Below are 16,248 nucleotides of genomic sequence, written 5' to 3' on the forward strand. Positions count from 1 at the left end.
TATCAGATCGGGCTGCGGTTCGTCGTGATCGACCGACCGCGGAACTCGGCCACGGGCTCCCCCGCGGCATCCGTCACCGTCACGTCGTAGATGCCGGTGCGTCCGCTCAGGACCCGGCGGACGGCGGTCGCCGTGAGGGTGTCCCCGACGACGGTGGATCTGAGGAAGGTGATGTCGGCGCCGCCGGCGACCGTGACCCGGTCGTCCTCGTTGCACGCGACGGCGAAGGCGGTGTCGGCGAGCGCGAACACCATTCCGCCGTGGGTGATCGCGAACCCGTTGGTCATGTCCTCGCGCACGCGCATCGACAGCACGGCGCGGCCGGGCTCGTCGACTTCGAGCCGCATGCCCAGGGCCGCGAAGGTACGGTCGTCGCGCAGCATCCGTCGCAGCTCCGTCATGATGCGGCTCCCGCCGGTTCCTTCGCCACCAGCGTCAGCACGTCGTACGAGGCGACGAGCTCGTCCTTCTGGTTGCGGATGATCGCGTCCCAGCGCACCTCGCCGTACTCGTCGGTCTCGCGCCGGGTGATCTGCTTCGCGGTGAGCACCACGCGGATCTCGTCGGCGGGCGAGACGGGGGTGACGAACCGCAGGTTCTCCAGCCCGTAGTTCGCCAGCACCGGCCCGGGTTCCGGGTCGACGAACAGGCCCGCCGCCCACGACACCAGAAGGTAGCCGTGGGCCACCCGACCCGGGAAGAAGGGGTTCGCAGCGGCCGACGCCTCGTCCATGTGGGCGTAGAACGTGTCGCCGGTGAAGTGCGCGAACGTCTCGATGTCGTCGAGGGTGACCTCGCGCGACGCGGAGACCACCTGGTCGCCGAGGCGCAGCTCCGCGAGGGACTTGCGGAACGGATGCCTCCCCGTCGCGGTCGCCGGGGCGCCTTCGTGCCACACTCCGGTGAGCGCCGTCAGCATCTCCGGCGAGCCCTGCACGGCCGTGCGCTGCATGTGGTGGAGCACCGCGCGGATGCCGCCGAGCTCCTCGCCCCCGCCGGCGCGACCGGGTCCGCCGTGGACGAGGTGCGGCACCGGGGAACCGTGGCCCGTCGAGGTGCGCACGTTGTCGCGGCTGAGGAACAGGACTCGGCCGTTGTAGGCGCCGATGCGCGAGAGCAGTTCGACAGCGACCTCCGGGTCGTTCGTCGCGACGCTCGTGACGAGCGATCCGCCCCCGAGGTCGACGAGGTCGGCGGCCTCCGCGAGCGTGTCGTAGGTCAGCACGCTGGCGACGGGACCGAAGGCCTCCACCTCGTGGACGGCCGCCGTCGTGTTGTCGGAGAAGCCGATCAGGATCGGCGCGACGAACGCGCCGTCGGGGGCGCGGCCGCGGGAGCCGTCGGCCCGGACGACCTCGGGCGCGTCGGTCGATCCGAGGAGGATCTCGCCACCGGCATCCGTCAGCCGCCGCACCTGTGCGAGCACCTCGTCGCGCTGCTCGGTCGACACGAGCGGCCCCATCGTGACGCCGTCGGCGTGCGGGTCGCCGATCACGACCCGCTCGGCGATCTTGTCGCGCAACGCATCGACGAGGGCGCCGCGCAGCCCGGCGGGGACGATCGCCCGCCGGATCGCCGTGCACTTCTGACCGGCCTTGGTGGTGAGCTCGACGAGGAGCTGCTTCACGTAGCCGTCGAACTCCGGTGTGCCGGGAACCGCGTCGGCGCCGAGCACCGAGGCGTTGATCGAGTCGGTCTCGCTCGTGAACCGCACGCCGTCGGGCGTCTGCGCGCGCAGCCCTGCCGCAGTCGAGGCGCTGCCGGTGAAGGCGACCAGATCGCCCAGCCGGAGGTGGTCGAACAGGCCGGGGATGCTGCCGCTCACGAGCTGCAGCGCGCCGTCGGGGAGCAGGCCGGAGTCCACGAGGATCCGCACCCACGCCTCCGCGATGTACCCGGTCGGTGTGGCGGGCTTCACCACCGAGGGAACACCGGCGAGGAAGGCCGGAGCGAACTTCTCCAGAGAGCCCCACATCGGGAAGTTGAACGCGTTGATCTGCACCGCCGCACCGGGCAGGCGCGTATAGACATGCCGCCCGAGGAATGAACCGTCCTTCGACAGGGGTTCGGGATCGCCGTCGACGTAGACCTGCGCGTTGGGGAGTTCTCGGCGTCCCTTCGAGGAGTACGTGAACAGCACGCCGATGCCGCCGTCGACATCGCTCAGGGAGTCGCGCGGGGTGGACCCCGCGCGCATCGACAGGTCGTACAGCTCCTGCTTGTGCTCCGACAGCACGAGGGCGAACCGCTTGAGCAGCACGGCGCGCTGGTGGAAGGTGAGTGCGCCGAGGGAGCGCTGTCCGACCGTGCGGGCGAAGTCGAGCGCGCCCACGAGATCGATGCCCTGGGTGCTGACGTGCGCGACCGTATCGCCCGTCGACGCGTCGCGCACGAGGGCGGTGGCGGGATCGCCGGCGGGGGTCCACCACGAGCCCTGCAGATAGCTGGGGAGGATGTCGGTCACTGGTCGCTCCATTCGTAGAAGCCGCGTCCGCTCTTGCGTCCGAGGCGGCCCTCGGCCACCATCCGGCGCAGCAGCGCGGGGGGTTCGAACCGGTCGCCGAGCTTCGCGTGCAGCTCTTCGGCGATGCCGAGCCGCACGTCGAGGCCGACGATGTCGGTGGTCCGGAGGGGGCCGACCGGATGCCGGTAGCCGAGCTCGAGCGCCGCGTCGATGTCGGCGGCGCTCGCCACGCCCTCCTCGAGCATCCGGATCGCCTCGAGTCCGAGCGCGACGCCGAGTCTGCTGGAGGCGAACCCGGGAGCATCGCGCACGACGACCGCGGTCTTGCCGATCGCGTCGACCCAGCCGCGCGCCACGCCCTCCAGCGAAGGCGCGGTCTCTGCGCCCATCACGACCTCGACCAGGAGCGAGGCGGGCACGGGGTTGAAGAAGTGCAGCCCGAGGAATCGCTCGGGCGCCGGCAGTCCCCCGGCGAGATCGTCGATGGAGATCGACGACGTGTTGCTCGCCAGCACGGTCTCGGGGCCGACGGATGCGGCGACCCGCCGCAGCGCGTCGATCTTCAGGCCGCGGTCCTCGGGCACCGCCTCCACGACCAGTGCGCACTCCGCGAACGCCGCCGGGTCCGTCGCGAGGCTCAGCGCCTCATCGAGCGTCGCGAAGGAGCGCTGGGTCGCGCCCCGGTCGACCGAGCGACGGATGCTCTCGCGGATGCGTGCAGCCGCGGCATCCGCCTGCTCGTCGTCGCGCTCGACGACGGTGACGCGCGCTCCGGCGAGGAGGAACGCGTGAGCGATGCCGGCGCCCATGCGCCCGCCGCCGAGCACCCCGACGCCGTCGGGCACGCCGCTCATCGTGCCTTCCTCCGATCGAGGAATGCCGTCATCCGGCGGTGCTTCTCGGGACTCTCGAACAGCTCGGCCTGCAGCTCCAGCTCGATGACCGGATGATCGGCCGCCGGGGCCAGGAGGGCGGTCTTGGTGTGTCGGATGGCGAGGGGATCGTTCGCGGCGATGCGATCGGCGAGCGCGTGCGCGGCCGGGAGGAGGTCATCGGAGGGATGGATCGCCGAGACGAGCCCCCACGCCAGAGCGGTGTCCGCGTCGAGGATACGGCCCGTGAGGAGCATCTCCGACGCCCGGGCCTCGCCGACCAGCTGCGGCAGCCGCCAGGTCGCACCCGCGGCGGCGATGATGCCCAGGCCCGTCTCGGGATTGCCGATCTTCACGGTGGGCGTCCCGATCCGCAGGTCGGCGGCGTAGGCGAGCTCGGCTCCCCCGCCGAGCGCGTAGCCGTCGATCGCGGCGATGACCGGCATCGGGAGGGCGCGGACGCGGACGAACGCGTTCGTGTTGATGCCCGCGCGGGCATCCGCGGCAGTGCGGTCGCGCAGCTGGGCGATGTCGGCGCCCGAGGCGAAGACGCCGCCTGCGCCTGTCAGGATCAGCGTCTTCGGCTCGGACTCGAGCTCGGCGCACAGCGCATGGAGCAGGTCGATCGTGGACTGGTCGATCGCGTTGCGCGACTCGGGCCGGTCGAGGGTCGCGACGACGCGATCGGCGTGCCGTTCGATGCGGAGGGCCTCAGCCATCGACCCGCTCCAGGATCATGGCGGTGCCCTGACCCACGCCGACGCACATGGTGGCGAGTCCGTAGCGGACGCCCTCGCGCTCCATCCGCCCGAGCAGGGTCACGAGCAGCCGGCAGCCGCTCGATCCGAGCGGGTGGCCGAGTGCGATCGCGCCGCCGTCGGCGTTCACGATCGCCGGGTCGAGCCCCAGCCGACGGATCGAGGCGAGCGATTGGGTGGCGAACGCCTCGTTCAGCTCGACCGCGCCGAGGTCGGCCACCGTCAGACCCGCCTTGACGAGGGCCTTCTCGGTCGCGGGGACGGGGCCCAGACCCATGATCTCCGGGGCGAGGGCGGCGGTCGCCGACGCCACGACCCGCGCTCGCGGCGCCAGCCCATGGGTGAGGATCGCCGCTTCGCTCGCGACGACCACCGCGGAGGCACCGTCGTTGAGCGAGCTGGAGTTGCCCGCGGTGACCACGGACCCGCCGGCGACGACCGGGCGGAGGGCGGCGAGCGCCTCGCGCGTGGTGTCGCGACGGGGTCCCTCGTCCTCCGTCACGTCACCGCGCGCCGTCGCGACGGCGACGATCTCGGGCGCGAGCCGACCGGCATCGATGGCGGCGATCGCCCGCTCGTGACTGCGGAGCGCGAACTCGTCGGCGTCGTCGCGCGTGATGCGGTCGACGCGGGCCACCTCCTCGGCCGTCTCGGGCATCGCGAAGGTGGCCTTCTCCCGCGCGGCGAGCAGCGGGTTGGTGAAGCGCCAGCCGATCGAGGTGTCGAACGCGGCGCCCGGCTTCCCCCACGGGCGCTCGGGCTTGGACTGCACCCACGGCGCGCGGGTCATCGACTCCACACCACCGGCGATCAGCACCTCGGCGTCGCCGGCGCGGACCGCCTGCGCGGCGAGCGCCACGGCGGACATGCCCGACGCGCACAGACGGTTGACCGTCAGACCCGGCACGCTGTCGGGGAGTCCGGCCAGCAGAGCGGCCATGCGAGCGACGTTGCGGTTGTCCTCCCCCGCCTGGTTCGCCGCACCGAGGATCACCTCGTCGATCGCGTCCGGGCCGACACCGCTGCGGCGCACCGCCTCGGCCACCACCAGCGCGGCCAGGTCATCGGGTCGCACCCCGGACAGCGCGCCGCCGTAGCGACCGACGGGCGTGCGCGCGCCTCCGACGAGATAGGCCTCGGACATCGTCATCCTTTCGTCGCCGCGCGGCGTCGCGGGCGGATCGAGTCATTCCAGACCGATCGTTCAGTAATCATCGCAGACGCGCGCCACCCGATCAAGACCGCAGATCGGGTCGGCGCGGATGACAGACTGTCGATGTGACGAGCGAGACGGCGACACCGCGCCGCGGCCGCCCCGGCTACGACCGCGGCCAGGTGCTGACGATCGCCGTGCGCCTGTTCAACGACCAGGGCTACGACGCCACGTCGGTGGCGGATCTCGCCCAGGCGCTGGGCCTCACCAAGTCCGCCCTGTACCACCACTTCACGTCGAAGGACGAGCTGCTCGCGCTCGCGCTCGACGAGGCTCTGACCGGGCTCGAGGGCGCTCTCGACACCGCTGAGGCGGCGCACTCCTCGGCGGCCGATCGCCTGCGGGCGGTCATCCACGGCGCCGTGGACGTCCTCGCCGACCACCTGCCGGAGGTCACGCTGCTGCTGCGAGTGCGCGGCAACAGCGCCACCGAGCAGGCGGCGCTCGATCGTCGTCGCGTCTTCGACGCGCGCGTGGCCGGGCTCGTCGCCGCGGCGCAGGCGGAGGGATGGGTGCGCACCGACGTCGACGCGGCGGTCGCGACGCGACTCATCTTCGGGATGATCAACTCCGTCGTCGAGTGGTACCGCCCGGACGGCCAGCTCGACCGCACGGAACTGGCCGCCGACATCCTCGCCGTCGTCATGGACGGACTGCTCTCCCGCTGACGCCCGACACGGAGGGCCCGAACCGCTCCGGTTCGGGCCCTCCGCCGTTGCGACTCAGCTGATCTTGCGCCGGTAGATCAGCATCGAGGCGAGGTAGGCGACGACGAGGATGCCGCAGATCCACGCCAGCGCGACCCACAGGTCGGCGCCCACCGGCTGGCCGGCGAACAATGCACGGATCGAGTTCACGATCGAGGTGACCGGCTGGTTCTCCGCGAACCAGCGCACCGGACCCGGCATCGTGGCGGTCGGCACGAACGCCGAGCTGATGAACGGCAGGAAGATCAGCGGGTACGAGAACGCGCTCGCGCCGTCGACCGTCTTGGCCGTGAGCCCCGGGATCACCGCGAGCCACGTCAGCGCGAAGGTGAACAGGACGATCATCCCGAGCACGCCGAGCCACGCGCCGACGCCGGCGCCGGTGCGGAAGCCCAGGAGGAACGCCACCGCCACCACGATCACGACGGAGACGAGGTTGGCGAGCATCGAGGTGAGCACGTGCGCCCACAGCACGCCCGACCGCGCGATCGGCAGCGACTGGAAGCGCTCGAAGACGCCGCTCTTGAGGTCCATGAACAGGCGGTAGGCCGTGTAGGCGACCCCCGAGGCGATCGTGATGAGCAGGATGCCGGGCAGCAGGTAGTCGATGTACGAGGCGGTGCCCGTGTCGATCGCGCCACCGAGAACGAACACGAACAGCAGCATGAGCGCGATCGGCGTGACCGCGGTCGTGATGATCGTGTCGAGACTGCGCGTGACGTGCTTGAGCGAGCGGCCGAGGAGGACGCCGGTGTCGGCGAGGGCCAGAGTGCTCATGAGGATTCCTTTCCGGTGTCGTTCCTCTCGCCGGTGAGCGCGAAGAACACGTCTTCCAATGAGGGCTGCTTCTCGACGTACTCCACCTCGGCGGGCGGCAGCATCCGCTTCAGCTCGTCGAGGGTGCCGTCCACGAGGATGCGCCCCTCATGCAGGATCGCGATGCGATCGGCCAGCTGCTCGGCCTCCTCGAGGTACTGCGTGGTCAGCAGCACCGTGGTGCCGCCGCGGGCGAGCTCGCGCACGGCATCCCATACCTCGAGGCGCGCGGCCGGATCGAGCCCGGTGGTCGGCTCGTCGAGGAAGATCACCGGGGGCTCGCCGATGAGGCTCATCGCGATGTCGAGTCGCCGGCGCATGCCGCCGGAGTAGGTGGATGCCGCACGCCCGCCGGCCTCGGTGAGGGAGAAGCGCGCGAGCAGCTCGTCCGCGACGCCGCGCGGGTCGGGCACGTGCCGCAGCTTGGCGATGAGCACGAGGTTCTCGCGGCCGGTGAGGATCTCGTCGACCGCGGCGAACTGCCCGGTCAGGCTGATCGACGCCCGCACGTCGGCCGCGGCGCGCGACACGTCGAACCCGCGCACGACGGCGGTTCCGGCATCCGCTCGCAGCAGCGTCGCGAGGATGCGCACCAGCGTGGTCTTGCCCGCGCCGTTCGAGCCGAGCAGCGCGAAGATGCTGCCCGGCGCGACGTCGAGATCGACGCCGCGCAGCACGGCGAGGTCCTTGTAGGACTTCTCGAGGTCCCGCACCCGGATGGCGGGCTCGAGGGTGAGGGTACTCATCGCTCCTCCTTCTCGGCGTCGTCGATCGTCGCGGCCAGCCGCCGCTGCTCCTTGCGGATCCAGCTGCCGCCGCCGTAGTTGGCCATGAACTCCTCGGCGAACGCGACCGGGTCGGCGCCGACGATGTCGCGCACGCGGGAGCCGGCCGCGACGCTCTGCTCGAGCAGGTCGGCGAGGTCGTTCAGCATCGCGATGAGGCTCTTGCCGTCGTCGCTCGGTCCGAGGTACATCAGGTACCGCTCGAGCCCCTTCGCCGCCTGGCGGTAACCGTCGGGCAGCGCCGCGACGCGCGCCTTGTACTCGCGGTAGTGCTTCTTGTCGGCGAGGTCGCCGGTGATCTTCTCGTACCAGGCCATGTCAGTTCCCTTCTCGGTTGCGGAGCTGCTGCAGTCGTTCGGTGAGGAAGCTCCAGGTCCTCCAGAACTCGTCGAGGGACGCGTGCCCCTGGGCGTTGAGCGAGTACACCTTGCGCGGCGGGCCCTTCTCCGAGGGCACCTTCTCGATGTCGACGAGGCCGCGCTGCTCGATGCGCACGAGGAGTGCGTAGATCGTGCCCTCGGCGATGTCGCTGAAGCCCTGCTCGCGGAGCCATGCCGTGATCTCGTACCCGTAGGCCGCGCGGCCGGCGAGGATCGCCAGCACGATGCCCTCGAGAACGCCCTTGAGCATCTCGGTCTCCTGCTTGCCCATCTCGCCTCCTTCTACTCAGTGACGTTGACTACCAGTAGATAGTAACGCCGAGTATCGGTAGATAGCAATACTGAATACCGGATCGCCTACAGTCGAGAAATGGCGACGATCACGGCGGCCGCGGTGCTGCTCGACATGGACGGCACGCTGGTCGACTCGACCGCGGTGGTGGAGCGCGTGTGGCGGGAGTGGGCCGCCGCCCACGACCTCGACCCCAGCGACGTGCTGGCTGTGATCCACGGCCGGCAGGGACACGAGTCGATGGCGATCCTGCTCCCCCACCGGCCGATGGCGGAGAACCTGGCCGAGAATCGCGACATGCTCGTACGCGAGACGGCGGTCACCGAGGGCATCGTCGAGATCCCCGGCGCCGCCGCGTTCGTCGCCGGGCTCCGCGGCATCCGTCACGCGCTCGTGACCTCGGCGAGCCTCGCGCTCGCGACGACCCGGATGGGAGCGGCAGGGGTCGGGATGCCCGAGGTCGCCGTGACCGCGGAGGATGTGAGCGCCGGCAAGCCCGACCCGGAGGGATTCGTGCGCGGCGCCCGACTGCTGGAGGTCGACCCCGCCGACTGCGTGGTGTTCGAGGACTCGCACGCCGGGATCGAGGCGGCGAGGCGGGCCGGGATGCCGGTGGTCGCCGTCGGCGCGCGCGCGTCGGGCGCCGACTGGGTCGTGGCCGACCTGCGCGGAGTGACGGTGCGCGCCGTCGGCGACCGCGTGGAGATCGTGCTGCCCGACTGAGCGGGCGGGATCCGATCGCTGAGAACCGCGCCGAGGGTCGCTAGGCTCGCGCCATGCCGCTGATCATCGCCGCCGTCGTCAGGCTGGTGTTCGCCGCCGCCGCGCTCGTCGCCGTCGCGTACCAGCTGTTCGCCATCCACATTCCGCGGGGCTACGACGTCGGCAGCTTCTTCGCCTACTTCACCAACCAGTCGAACCTTCTGATCAGCGCCGTCTTCATCGTGTCGGCCGTGCGGATCCTGCGGGGGCGAACCACCGCGACGCCCGTCGAGAGCGCCGTGCGCGGAGCATCCGTCGTCTACATCGCGTTCGTCGGACTGGTGTTCAACACCCTCCTGCGCGACGTGGACCTCTCGGCCATCAGCCCCTGGGTCAACATCGTGCTGCACTACGTGCTGCCGGTCGTGGGCGTCGTCGACTGGATCCTCTGGCCGCCGCGCAACCGTCTGCCGTGGTCCGCCATCGGCTGGTGGATGATCTATCCCGCCGTCTACGCGATCGCCGCGATCGTGCGCGGTGCGCTCGACGGCTTCTACCCGTATCCGTTCTTCAACCCGGCCGCCTCAGGCGGGTACGGCGGCGTCGCGCTGCTGTGCGCGCTGATGATCGTCGGCTTCCTGGTTCTCAGCCTCGTCATCCGGGCGATCGGAAACGCACGGGTGCGCGGGCGCTCCGGCACCGAGGCGACGGATGCTGCGCCACGTCGCCGGTAGCCCTCGACCGAGAGACGACAGTGGCTGGGCGAGGTCCTCGATCTCCGACTTGTAAGGTCGCGGCATGCGCATCGTGGTGTCGGGCACCCACGCGAGCGGCAAGAGCACGCTGATCTCCGACTTCGCCCTCCGGCATCCGGAGTTCGTCGTGTTCCCCGATCCGTTCGAACTGCTGGACGAGGCGCAGGATGCCGCGAGCGCCGCCTCATTCGCCGCGCAGCTGCGCATGTCCGCGGACCGGCTCGAACTGGCCGTGGCGCCCGAGAACGCCATCGCGGAGCGGGGTCCGATCGACTTCCTCGCCTACCTGTCTGCGCTGGAGGATCTGACGAGCGCGACCCTCCCGCGCGTCGCATGGGAGCGCGCGGTCGCGCTGACCCGGGAAGCGATGCAGCAGGTCGACCTTCTCGTCGTTCTGCCCCTGACCCCCACGGACCCGATCGTGGTCGGAACCGACGAGCACCCCGCGCTCCGCGACGCGATGAACGATGCGCTGCTCGACCTCCTCGGCGACCCGGACATCGTCGGCGAGGACCTCGAGATCGTCGAGATCACCGGCGACAGGGACCGCCGCCTGGCGGCCCTCGAGGCCCTGATCGCCGGCCGGTCCCGGTGACCTCTCACGGACGGACGCGGATGCTGCGACCCTCGTAGCCGACGACGTCGCCGTCATGCAGCTGCCGTCCGCGACGGCGATCGACCTCGCCGTTGACGGTGACGTAGCCGTCGATGATGGCCTCTTTCCCGTCTCCGCCCGAATCGAGCATGCCGGCGAACTTCAGGAACTGCCCGAGGCGGATCATGTCGCCGCCGATCGAGACCTCGGAGATCGGGGTCGGAGTCGTCATCCTCGAAGGCTAGACCACTCACGGCGCACCTGCCGTCGGAGCCGGTGCCCGCGCGGTGATACCCTCGATCGGTACGCCTCCGTAGCTCAGGGGATAGAGCGTTGGTTTCCGGTACCAAAGGCCGTAGGTTCGAATCCTATCGGGGGCACGAAGAGGAATCCCAGGTCCGCCTGGGATTTTTCGTTTTCAGAGCTCGGTGAGCACACCCCGGCTCCCGACCACGGTCCGCCGCATGGCGTTGACCGTGGTCTTCCGTCCGAGCCGATAGCGTCGAGACCGTCGCTTCCGCCTCGCCGTGGGCGACCGGACGACGTCGACGCCACGACACGCGGAAGGCAACCGGGATATGACCGTATGGACACACGCGACTCGCGTGCGATTCGCCACGCAGCTCGTGACTCTGACGGCGGCGATGCTCGTCCTCGCCGGCTGCGCCACGGGAGTCCGCACCGCAGGCGACGGCGTCCCCGTCCCGCCCAGCGAGACTCCCGTGGCGTCTCAGACGCCGGCGGACCCGGCCGCACAGCAGCTCCAGGCGTGGATCGACGCCGCGACCGCCGCGCTGCCGCCGGGGGCGGTCCCGGCCGAGGATGCGCCGGCGGCTTTCCACTCCTATTACGGATGGCCGTGTCAGCCGGCCCTCCAGAAGGACGTCTACTGGACCCTCCCCGATTCGACCGTCGCCGCGACGGCGAACTGGCTCAACGCGCAGTCGATCCCCGGCCTCGTCGGGACCACCTCGGGAAGGCCACCGATCCCCGACGACACGGACTACGACGCGGCCGGTGCGGGGTATGCCCCCGCGGATCGGACACAGCAGGGAGTCGTCTTCACGGTCGCGAAGATGACCGGCGGAGTGGCGATCCGGGCCGAAGTGGCCGCTCTCACCGCCTCGGCGGTGTGCCCGTCTCTCGCCCCCGGAGAGATGATGGGGCTTCCCGGTCAGGGCTGAGCCCCGCGCCGATCAGGGCCAGCCGATGGTCCACAGCAGCAGCACGGCGACGACCTGGAGCACGAGGCATACGACGACCACCCAGCGCTGGCGGCGTGGTGTCGACGACAGGCGGTCGTCGGCCAGGAGCGGGGCGACCGGCAGGAGCAGGCGGAACGTGCTCTGCTGCGGCAGGAAGACGGCGAACAGGTACAGCAGGTAGCTGGCGGTGTAGGCCCACACCTCGATGCCGAGCGCGCGGATCTGCTTCGAGCGCATCCAGGCGATGAAGAATCCGGCGATCGTGAGCACGAGGATGATGCCGCCGATGCCGAGCCACGTTCCGGCGAGGCGGAACCACGGGGTCAGCGGAACGAAGTGGCCCTCTCCGATGAACGGGATCCACCACGCAGTCTCGGTGCGGACGTAGGCATCCTTCGTCCCCGTGACCATCGTCGCGATCTGCGACCACGCGAGGCCGGCGATGCCGATCGTCGCGCCCGACACGATGATGCCCCACCGCTCGCGGATCGAGAACGGGTCCTGTTCGCGGCGCACCCAGCGCACGAGGAACAGGATGCCCAGGCCCAGTGCCACGGCGAGGAGACCGGGGCGCACGAACGAGGCGACGACCCCGATCGGTGCGATCCACCAGTACTTGCGCACCACGGCGAGGTAGAGGCACGCGAAGGTGAGGAACAGCACGAGCGACTCGGCGTAGGCCAGCACGAAGACGAACGAGAGCGGTCCGATCGAGAACATCACGGTGCCCCACCAGGAGGCGCGCGCGCTGGTCACCTTGCGCAGCAGCAGGTAGAGCATCACGGTCGCGCCGGCGCTCGCGAGGATGCTGATCGCGACCCCCGCCGCCTGCCAGGGGATGCCGAGGACCTCCGACAGCCCGCGCTCGAGAGCGGGGTAGATCGGCATGAACGCCCAGTCGCTGGGCTGCACGACTCCGCTCGGGTCCATCGGGAGCCACGTGGGATAGCCCACCTGCGCGATGCGACCGTAGCGGGCGCCGTCCCAGTCGGAGAGGAAGTTGAGGAACGTCGTGACGTGCTCGCGGTTGGGCCCGAAGCCCCAGCCGTACGCCTTGGAGATCTGGTACCAGCTCCACATGATCATGAGGTTGATCGCGCGGGCGGCCCCCCACAGCACCAGGACGCGGCCGATCGTGCCGGCGGCGATCGGCGCGGTGCGCACGTTCGTGACGGGCATCGCCTCGAGCACGCGGACGGCGCCGTCGCGCAGCCGGATGAGGGCGGGCTTGCGCGCGGGGGCGACCTCGGTCGCGGCCTCCGCGGAACGTTCCTGCTCTCGAGCGGTCACACATCCTCCTCGCGCGCACGGACGCGGTATGACCGCACCACCGGGATTTTCCCATACGGGCCGAATCGACGGAAGGCGGCCGACGCACGGACGGCAACGTTTACGGGATCGTCATGAGGCAGACATCCCGGTCACAGCATGCGGGCCGCTAGTCGTGGCCGACCAGCTTGAGCCCGATGACACATCCTACGAGGCCGAGGATGAGAAGAAGCCGCACGACCGAGAAGGCCTCGGCGCCGGTGATCATCGCGTACGCGACGGTCAGCGCCGCGCCGATGCCCACCCAGACGGCGTAGGCGGTGCCGGTCGAGATGTCGCGCATGGCCCATGCGAGACCGCCCATGCTGGCGATCAGCGCGACGCCGAAGACGACCGACGGCCACAGCTTGGTGAAGCCCTCGGACTTGCCGAGAGCGGTGGCCCAGACGGCCTCGAGGATTCCGGACAGCACGAGGATGACCCACGACATGACTGACTCCTTGGCCAGTCTTGTCGCTCACCGGGTACTGATCCGTCGTCCGGGGATCCGGGTGGGGATCCGCTCTCCACGATAGCGCCCGAGGTTGATCAACAACTGTGCAGGGCACGGATGCTGCGCCGCACGTCCTGCTCAGACGAGGAAGAGGTGGTCGAGCATCCCGGGGTTGTGGGCGTGCACGAGCACGAGGAAGACGACCGCGTCGAAGAGCAGGTGCACCGTGACGACGTAGGCGAGCGAGCGGGTGCGCAGGAAGATGAAGCCCTGCAGGAGCGCGAACGGGATCGTGAGCAGCGGACCCCACGCCTGGTAGCCGAGCTCCCAGAGGAACGACACGAACACGACGGTCTGCAGCAGGTTCGCCTGCCAGAACGGGAAGTGCCGGCGGAGCACCGCCAGCACCGTGCAGATGAAGAACAGCTCGTCCCAGATGCCGACCGCGCCCACCCCCACGAACAGCCGCGCGATGAGCTCGGGCGTGTTCACCACCGGCCAGTTCTGATAGACCCCGGAGGTGATGAAGTAGAACGGCAGGATGAGCCACCCGAGCACCAGCACGGCGACGAGCCACAGCCACTGGAATCGCGTCCATCGGCCGCCCCCCCGCCACGGGAAGCGGATCGCCCGATCGCGGTAGACGAACCGCGACAGCAGGTAGGGCACCGCCACCGCTCCCCCGAGGGCGAGCGTGAACCGCACCATCGAGAGGTCGTCGAGCTCGGCCTTGAGGTCGATCGTGCTGACCACGAGGAGGCCGGCGGCGATGAGGGAGAGGTCGCGCAGCAGCCCGGGATCGTCGGTGGGAGCCCGCCGCGCGAGCAGCCAGGCGACCGCGAGGGCGGCGGCCAGCAGCATCCATCCCGCCCACGGAACGCGCACGACGAAGAACGCGGGGGCGGCGAGGCAGACCAGCAGCGCGGGCAGGAGGCTCCACGACCACGCGCGAGCGGCGACCGGCGACGAGGCAGGCATCAGCGGTCCAGCGGGTGGGCGAGTTCGTCGCGGGGCATACGCGCCACCACGATCGCGATCACCCCGAACACGAGCGGCAGCACGCCGGCTACGGTGAAGATCGCCTGCAGCGAGAACACCCGCGACAAGGGTCCGGCGAGCGCCATCGACAGCGGCATGAGCGCGAGCGACACGAAGAAGTCGAGGCTCGAGACGCGTCCGAGCATGTGGGTCGGCACGCGCCGCTGCAGGAGCGTCCCCCAGATGACGTTGCCGTAGCTGAAGCCGAAGCCGATGACGAACACCGACAGCAGCATCAGCCAGTACTGGTCGGTCACGGCGATGACGACGAACGGGAGCGTGCTGACGCCCCACACGAGGTTCATCGTGGTGAGGTAGCGCTTCGGCAGCCGTCGAGACGACACGACGATCGAGCCGATCACCCCGCCGGCGCCGTACATCGCGAGGAGGAACGCGAACCAGCGCGGATCCTCGCCGATGCGCTCCCGGGTGAGGAAGGGCAGCAGCACCTCCTCGGGGCCGACTGCGACGAGCACCCACATCGTCGCGTACAGCAGCGTCCACAGCAGCCACGGCGTGCGCACCGTGAACACGACCGCCTCCCGCAGGTCCGACAGGACGGATGCCGCGGGCCGCTCACCGTCGTCGGACACCGCCGGTTCGGCGCGCAGGAACAGCAGCACGGTGAACGCGGCCCCGTAGGCGACCGCGATGAACAGGGCCGCGTGGCTGGGCACCAGGGCGGCCACCAGGAGGCCGGCGACAGCGGGTCCGGCGGCCTGCTGCAGCGCGGGGCGGATCGCCCCTTCGAGTCCGTTCGCGGCGAGCAGTTCGCCCGGCGCGAGGATGCGCGGCAGGATCGCGCTGTAGGCCGGGAAGAAGAAGCCCGCCCCGGCGCCGAGGACGAACGACACCACGCTCAGGTGCGGGATGGTCACCTCGCCCGCCCAGCCGACGATCACCACGGACGCGATCGCCACGAAGTTCATCAGCTCCACCGCGCGCACGATGAACCGGCGCGACACCCGGTCGGCGACGACGCCGCCGGGCAGCGCGCACAGGAGCAGTCCCGCCGCGTTGGCCGCGGCCACGAGCGACAGCTCGAGCGGACCGCCGCCGGCGTGGATCACGGCGTAGACCATGACGACCGCCCACATGCCCGCGGCGAAGATCGACAGCACGACGGCGGTGAACAGCAGTCGGAAATCGGCGGCCGCGAGGGGTCGCACCACGCGCCAGCGGTCGCGCGCCGGCGCCGTCCCCTCACCCGCCGGCGGGTCGATCACGACCGGTTGCGGCGTCGATACGTCAGATCGCGGATCTCGCGTCCGACCCGCGCGCCCTTGCGCTCGAAGGCGGTCACGAACCGGCCGTCGAAGCGGTCGGCCCAGTCACCGTCGAACGCGCGCTCGAAGTCGGGGGCCGCGTCGAGGGCCTCGCGCATCCACCGGGCGTACTCCTCCCAATCGGTGGCGAGACGCATCATCCCGCCGTCCTTCAGCGTCGTCGCCGCCAGGGCCGCGAACTCGGCCGTGACCAGCCGCCGCTTGTAGTGCTTGGTCTTGTGCCACGGGTCGGGGAAGAAGACCCACAGCTCGTCGAGGGATGCCTCGGGCAACAGGTGCTGCAGCGCCTCGGGCGCGTTCGCCTCGATGAGGCGCAGGTTGCGCGCGCCCGCACGATCGGCGTCGAGCATCGTGCGGGCCAGGCCCGCGCGGAACACCTCGATGGCGAGGAAGTCGTCGTCCGGACGCGTGGAGGCGGCATGCACGATCGCATGCCCCTGCCCCGACCCGATCTCGGCGATCAGCGCGGCCTCGCGCCCGTAGACGCCGTGCGGATCGATGGTGGACCCGGGGCGGATGCTGGTGGCCGCGGCATCCCGCGGCGCCTCGAGCAGGTAGTGCCCGGCGAGGTCGGCCCAGGCGCGCTCCTGACCGTCGGTCATACGCCCGCTGCGGCGG

Annotated in this window: 20 protein-coding genes, 1 tRNA gene and 1 riboswitch; of the genes, 6 read left to right on the forward strand and 15 right to left on the reverse strand. The window is 70.5% G+C overall.

Annotation, left to right across the window (positions count from 1 at the left end; all coding sequences use genetic code 11):
• Nucleotides 1–2 precede the first annotated feature (2 nt).
• From paaI to ACSJDX_RS14945, 5 genes are read right to left on the reverse strand one after another with little or no spacing between them, the layout of a single operon-like run.
• Nucleotides 3–401 carry a hydroxyphenylacetyl-CoA thioesterase PaaI gene (paaI, locus tag ACSJDX_RS14925; RefSeq protein ID WP_438353423.1) on the reverse strand — a complete coding sequence of 133 codons (399 nt, stop codon included), beginning with the start codon at nt 399–401 and terminating at the stop codon, nt 3–5.
• Nucleotides 398–2,476 (reverse strand): phenylacetic acid degradation bifunctional protein PaaZ, encoded by a 2,079-nt coding sequence (gene paaZ / locus ACSJDX_RS14930; RefSeq protein ID WP_438353424.1) that lies wholly within the window; start codon nt 2,474–2,476, stop codon nt 398–400. Before paaZ ends, paaI begins: the two co-directional genes overlap by 4 nt.
• Nucleotides 2,461–3,318, reverse strand: coding sequence for a 3-hydroxyacyl-CoA dehydrogenase family protein (locus ACSJDX_RS14935; protein WP_438353425.1), 858 nt, complete (start codon nt 3,316–3,318; stop codon nt 2,461–2,463). Before ACSJDX_RS14935 ends, paaZ begins: the two co-directional genes overlap by 16 nt.
• On the reverse strand, nt 3,315–4,055 hold the full coding sequence (locus ACSJDX_RS14940) for an enoyl-CoA hydratase/isomerase family protein (RefSeq protein ID WP_438353426.1): 741 nt from the start codon (nt 4,053–4,055) through the stop codon (nt 3,315–3,317). Before ACSJDX_RS14940 ends, ACSJDX_RS14935 begins: the two co-directional genes overlap by 4 nt.
• Nucleotides 4,048–5,238, reverse strand: a complete 1,191-nt coding sequence (locus tag ACSJDX_RS14945) for a thiolase family protein (RefSeq protein WP_438353427.1) — start codon at nt 5,236–5,238, stop codon at nt 4,048–4,050. The genes ACSJDX_RS14940 and ACSJDX_RS14945 overlap by 8 nt, the downstream gene beginning before the upstream one ends.
• A gap of 134 nt (nt 5,239–5,372) precedes the next feature.
• On the opposite strand from ACSJDX_RS14945, the gene ACSJDX_RS14950 reads away from it, so the two are divergent.
• A complete protein-coding gene (locus ACSJDX_RS14950) occupies nt 5,373–5,975 on the forward strand; it encodes a TetR/AcrR family transcriptional regulator (protein WP_438353428.1) in 603 nt (200 codons plus the stop codon).
• A gap of 54 nt (nt 5,976–6,029) precedes the next feature.
• On the opposite strand, the gene ACSJDX_RS14955 is transcribed toward ACSJDX_RS14950, so the two are convergent.
• Genes ACSJDX_RS14955 through ACSJDX_RS14970 form a run of 4 tightly spaced genes read right to left on the reverse strand, consistent with a single transcriptional unit; the run spans nt 6,030 to nt 8,266 of the window.
• Nucleotides 6,030–6,791 (reverse strand): ABC transporter permease, encoded by a 762-nt coding sequence (locus ACSJDX_RS14955; protein WP_438353429.1) that lies wholly within the window; start codon nt 6,789–6,791, stop codon nt 6,030–6,032.
• Nucleotides 6,788–7,576 (reverse strand): ABC transporter ATP-binding protein, encoded by a 789-nt coding sequence (locus tag ACSJDX_RS14960; RefSeq protein WP_438353430.1) that lies wholly within the window; start codon nt 7,574–7,576, stop codon nt 6,788–6,790. The genes ACSJDX_RS14955 and ACSJDX_RS14960 overlap by 4 nt, the downstream gene beginning before the upstream one ends.
• The gene (locus ACSJDX_RS14965; protein ID WP_438353431.1) at nt 7,573–7,932 is read right to left on the reverse strand and encodes a DUF1048 domain-containing protein; all 360 of its coding nucleotides are present in this window, start codon (nt 7,930–7,932) and stop codon (nt 7,573–7,575) included. Before ACSJDX_RS14965 ends, ACSJDX_RS14960 begins: the two co-directional genes overlap by 4 nt.
• Before the next feature lies 1 nt (nt 7,933).
• Nucleotides 7,934–8,266 (reverse strand): PadR family transcriptional regulator, encoded by a 333-nt coding sequence (locus ACSJDX_RS14970; RefSeq protein WP_438353432.1) that lies wholly within the window; start codon nt 8,264–8,266, stop codon nt 7,934–7,936.
• A gap of 99 nt (nt 8,267–8,365) precedes the next feature.
• On the opposite strand from ACSJDX_RS14970, the gene ACSJDX_RS14975 reads away from it, so the two are divergent.
• From ACSJDX_RS14975 to ACSJDX_RS14985, 3 genes are all read left to right on the forward strand, one after another.
• A complete protein-coding gene (locus tag ACSJDX_RS14975; protein WP_438353433.1) occupies nt 8,366–9,010 on the forward strand; it encodes an HAD-IA family hydrolase in 645 nt (214 codons plus the stop codon).
• Nucleotides 9,011–9,063: 53 nt separating this feature from the next.
• Nucleotides 9,064–9,723 (forward strand): Pr6Pr family membrane protein, encoded by a 660-nt coding sequence (locus ACSJDX_RS14980; RefSeq protein WP_438353434.1) that lies wholly within the window; start codon nt 9,064–9,066, stop codon nt 9,721–9,723.
• Nucleotides 9,724–9,787: 64 nt separating this feature from the next.
• Nucleotides 9,788–10,339: an AAA family ATPase gene (locus ACSJDX_RS14985; protein WP_438353435.1), complete on the forward strand. Its 552-nt coding sequence runs from the start codon at nt 9,788–9,790 to the stop codon at nt 10,337–10,339.
• 4 nt (nt 10,340–10,343) lie between these two features.
• Here ACSJDX_RS14985 and ACSJDX_RS14990 read toward each other — a convergent pair whose 3' ends face one another.
• Nucleotides 10,344–10,571 (reverse strand): RNA-binding S4 domain-containing protein, encoded by a 228-nt coding sequence (locus ACSJDX_RS14990; RefSeq protein ID WP_438353436.1) that lies wholly within the window; start codon nt 10,569–10,571, stop codon nt 10,344–10,346.
• 75 nt (nt 10,572–10,646) lie between these two features.
• Here ACSJDX_RS14990 and ACSJDX_RS14995 point away from each other — a divergent pair.
• Together ACSJDX_RS14995 and ACSJDX_RS15000 are read left to right on the forward strand one after the other, a co-directional pair.
• Nucleotides 10,647–10,719 (forward strand) — tRNA-Arg (locus ACSJDX_RS14995).
• Nucleotides 10,720–10,944: 225 nt separating this feature from the next.
• On the forward strand, nt 10,945–11,523 hold the full coding sequence (locus ACSJDX_RS15000) for a hypothetical protein (protein WP_438353437.1): 579 nt from the start codon (nt 10,945–10,947) through the stop codon (nt 11,521–11,523).
• Nucleotides 11,524–11,535: 12 nt separating this feature from the next.
• Here ACSJDX_RS15000 and ACSJDX_RS15005 read toward each other — a convergent pair whose 3' ends face one another.
• The 5 genes from ACSJDX_RS15005 to trmB form a co-directional block, all read right to left on the reverse strand.
• Nucleotides 11,536–12,834 carry a hypothetical protein gene (locus tag ACSJDX_RS15005; RefSeq protein WP_438353438.1) on the reverse strand — a complete coding sequence of 433 codons (1,299 nt, stop codon included), beginning with the start codon at nt 12,832–12,834 and terminating at the stop codon, nt 11,536–11,538.
• Between the two features lie 148 nt (nt 12,835–12,982).
• Nucleotides 12,983–13,303, reverse strand: coding sequence for a DMT family transporter (locus tag ACSJDX_RS15010; RefSeq protein WP_438353439.1), 321 nt, complete (start codon nt 13,301–13,303; stop codon nt 12,983–12,985).
• A gap of 9 nt (nt 13,304–13,312) precedes the next feature.
• Nucleotides 13,313–13,378: riboswitch (guanidine-III (ykkC-III) riboswitch) on the reverse strand.
• A 66-nt stretch (nt 13,379–13,444) separates the two neighbouring features.
• Nucleotides 13,445–14,284, reverse strand: coding sequence for a CPBP family glutamic-type intramembrane protease (locus tag ACSJDX_RS15015; RefSeq protein WP_438353440.1), 840 nt, complete (start codon nt 14,282–14,284; stop codon nt 13,445–13,447).
• Nucleotides 14,284–15,567: an MFS transporter gene (locus tag ACSJDX_RS15020; RefSeq protein ID WP_438355006.1), complete on the reverse strand. Its 1,284-nt coding sequence runs from the start codon at nt 15,565–15,567 to the stop codon at nt 14,284–14,286. The genes ACSJDX_RS15015 and ACSJDX_RS15020 overlap by 1 nt, the downstream gene beginning before the upstream one ends.
• A complete protein-coding gene (trmB, locus tag ACSJDX_RS15025) occupies nt 15,567–16,232 on the reverse strand; it encodes a tRNA (guanosine(46)-N7)-methyltransferase TrmB (protein ID WP_438355007.1) in 666 nt (221 codons plus the stop codon). Before trmB ends, ACSJDX_RS15020 begins: the two co-directional genes overlap by 1 nt.
• Nucleotides 16,233–16,248 lie beyond the last annotated feature (16 nt).

The sequence above is a fragment of the Microbacterium fluminis genome (genome assembly GCF_051549805.1).
Classification (GTDB): Bacteria; Actinomycetota; Actinomycetes; order Actinomycetales; family Microbacteriaceae; genus Microbacterium.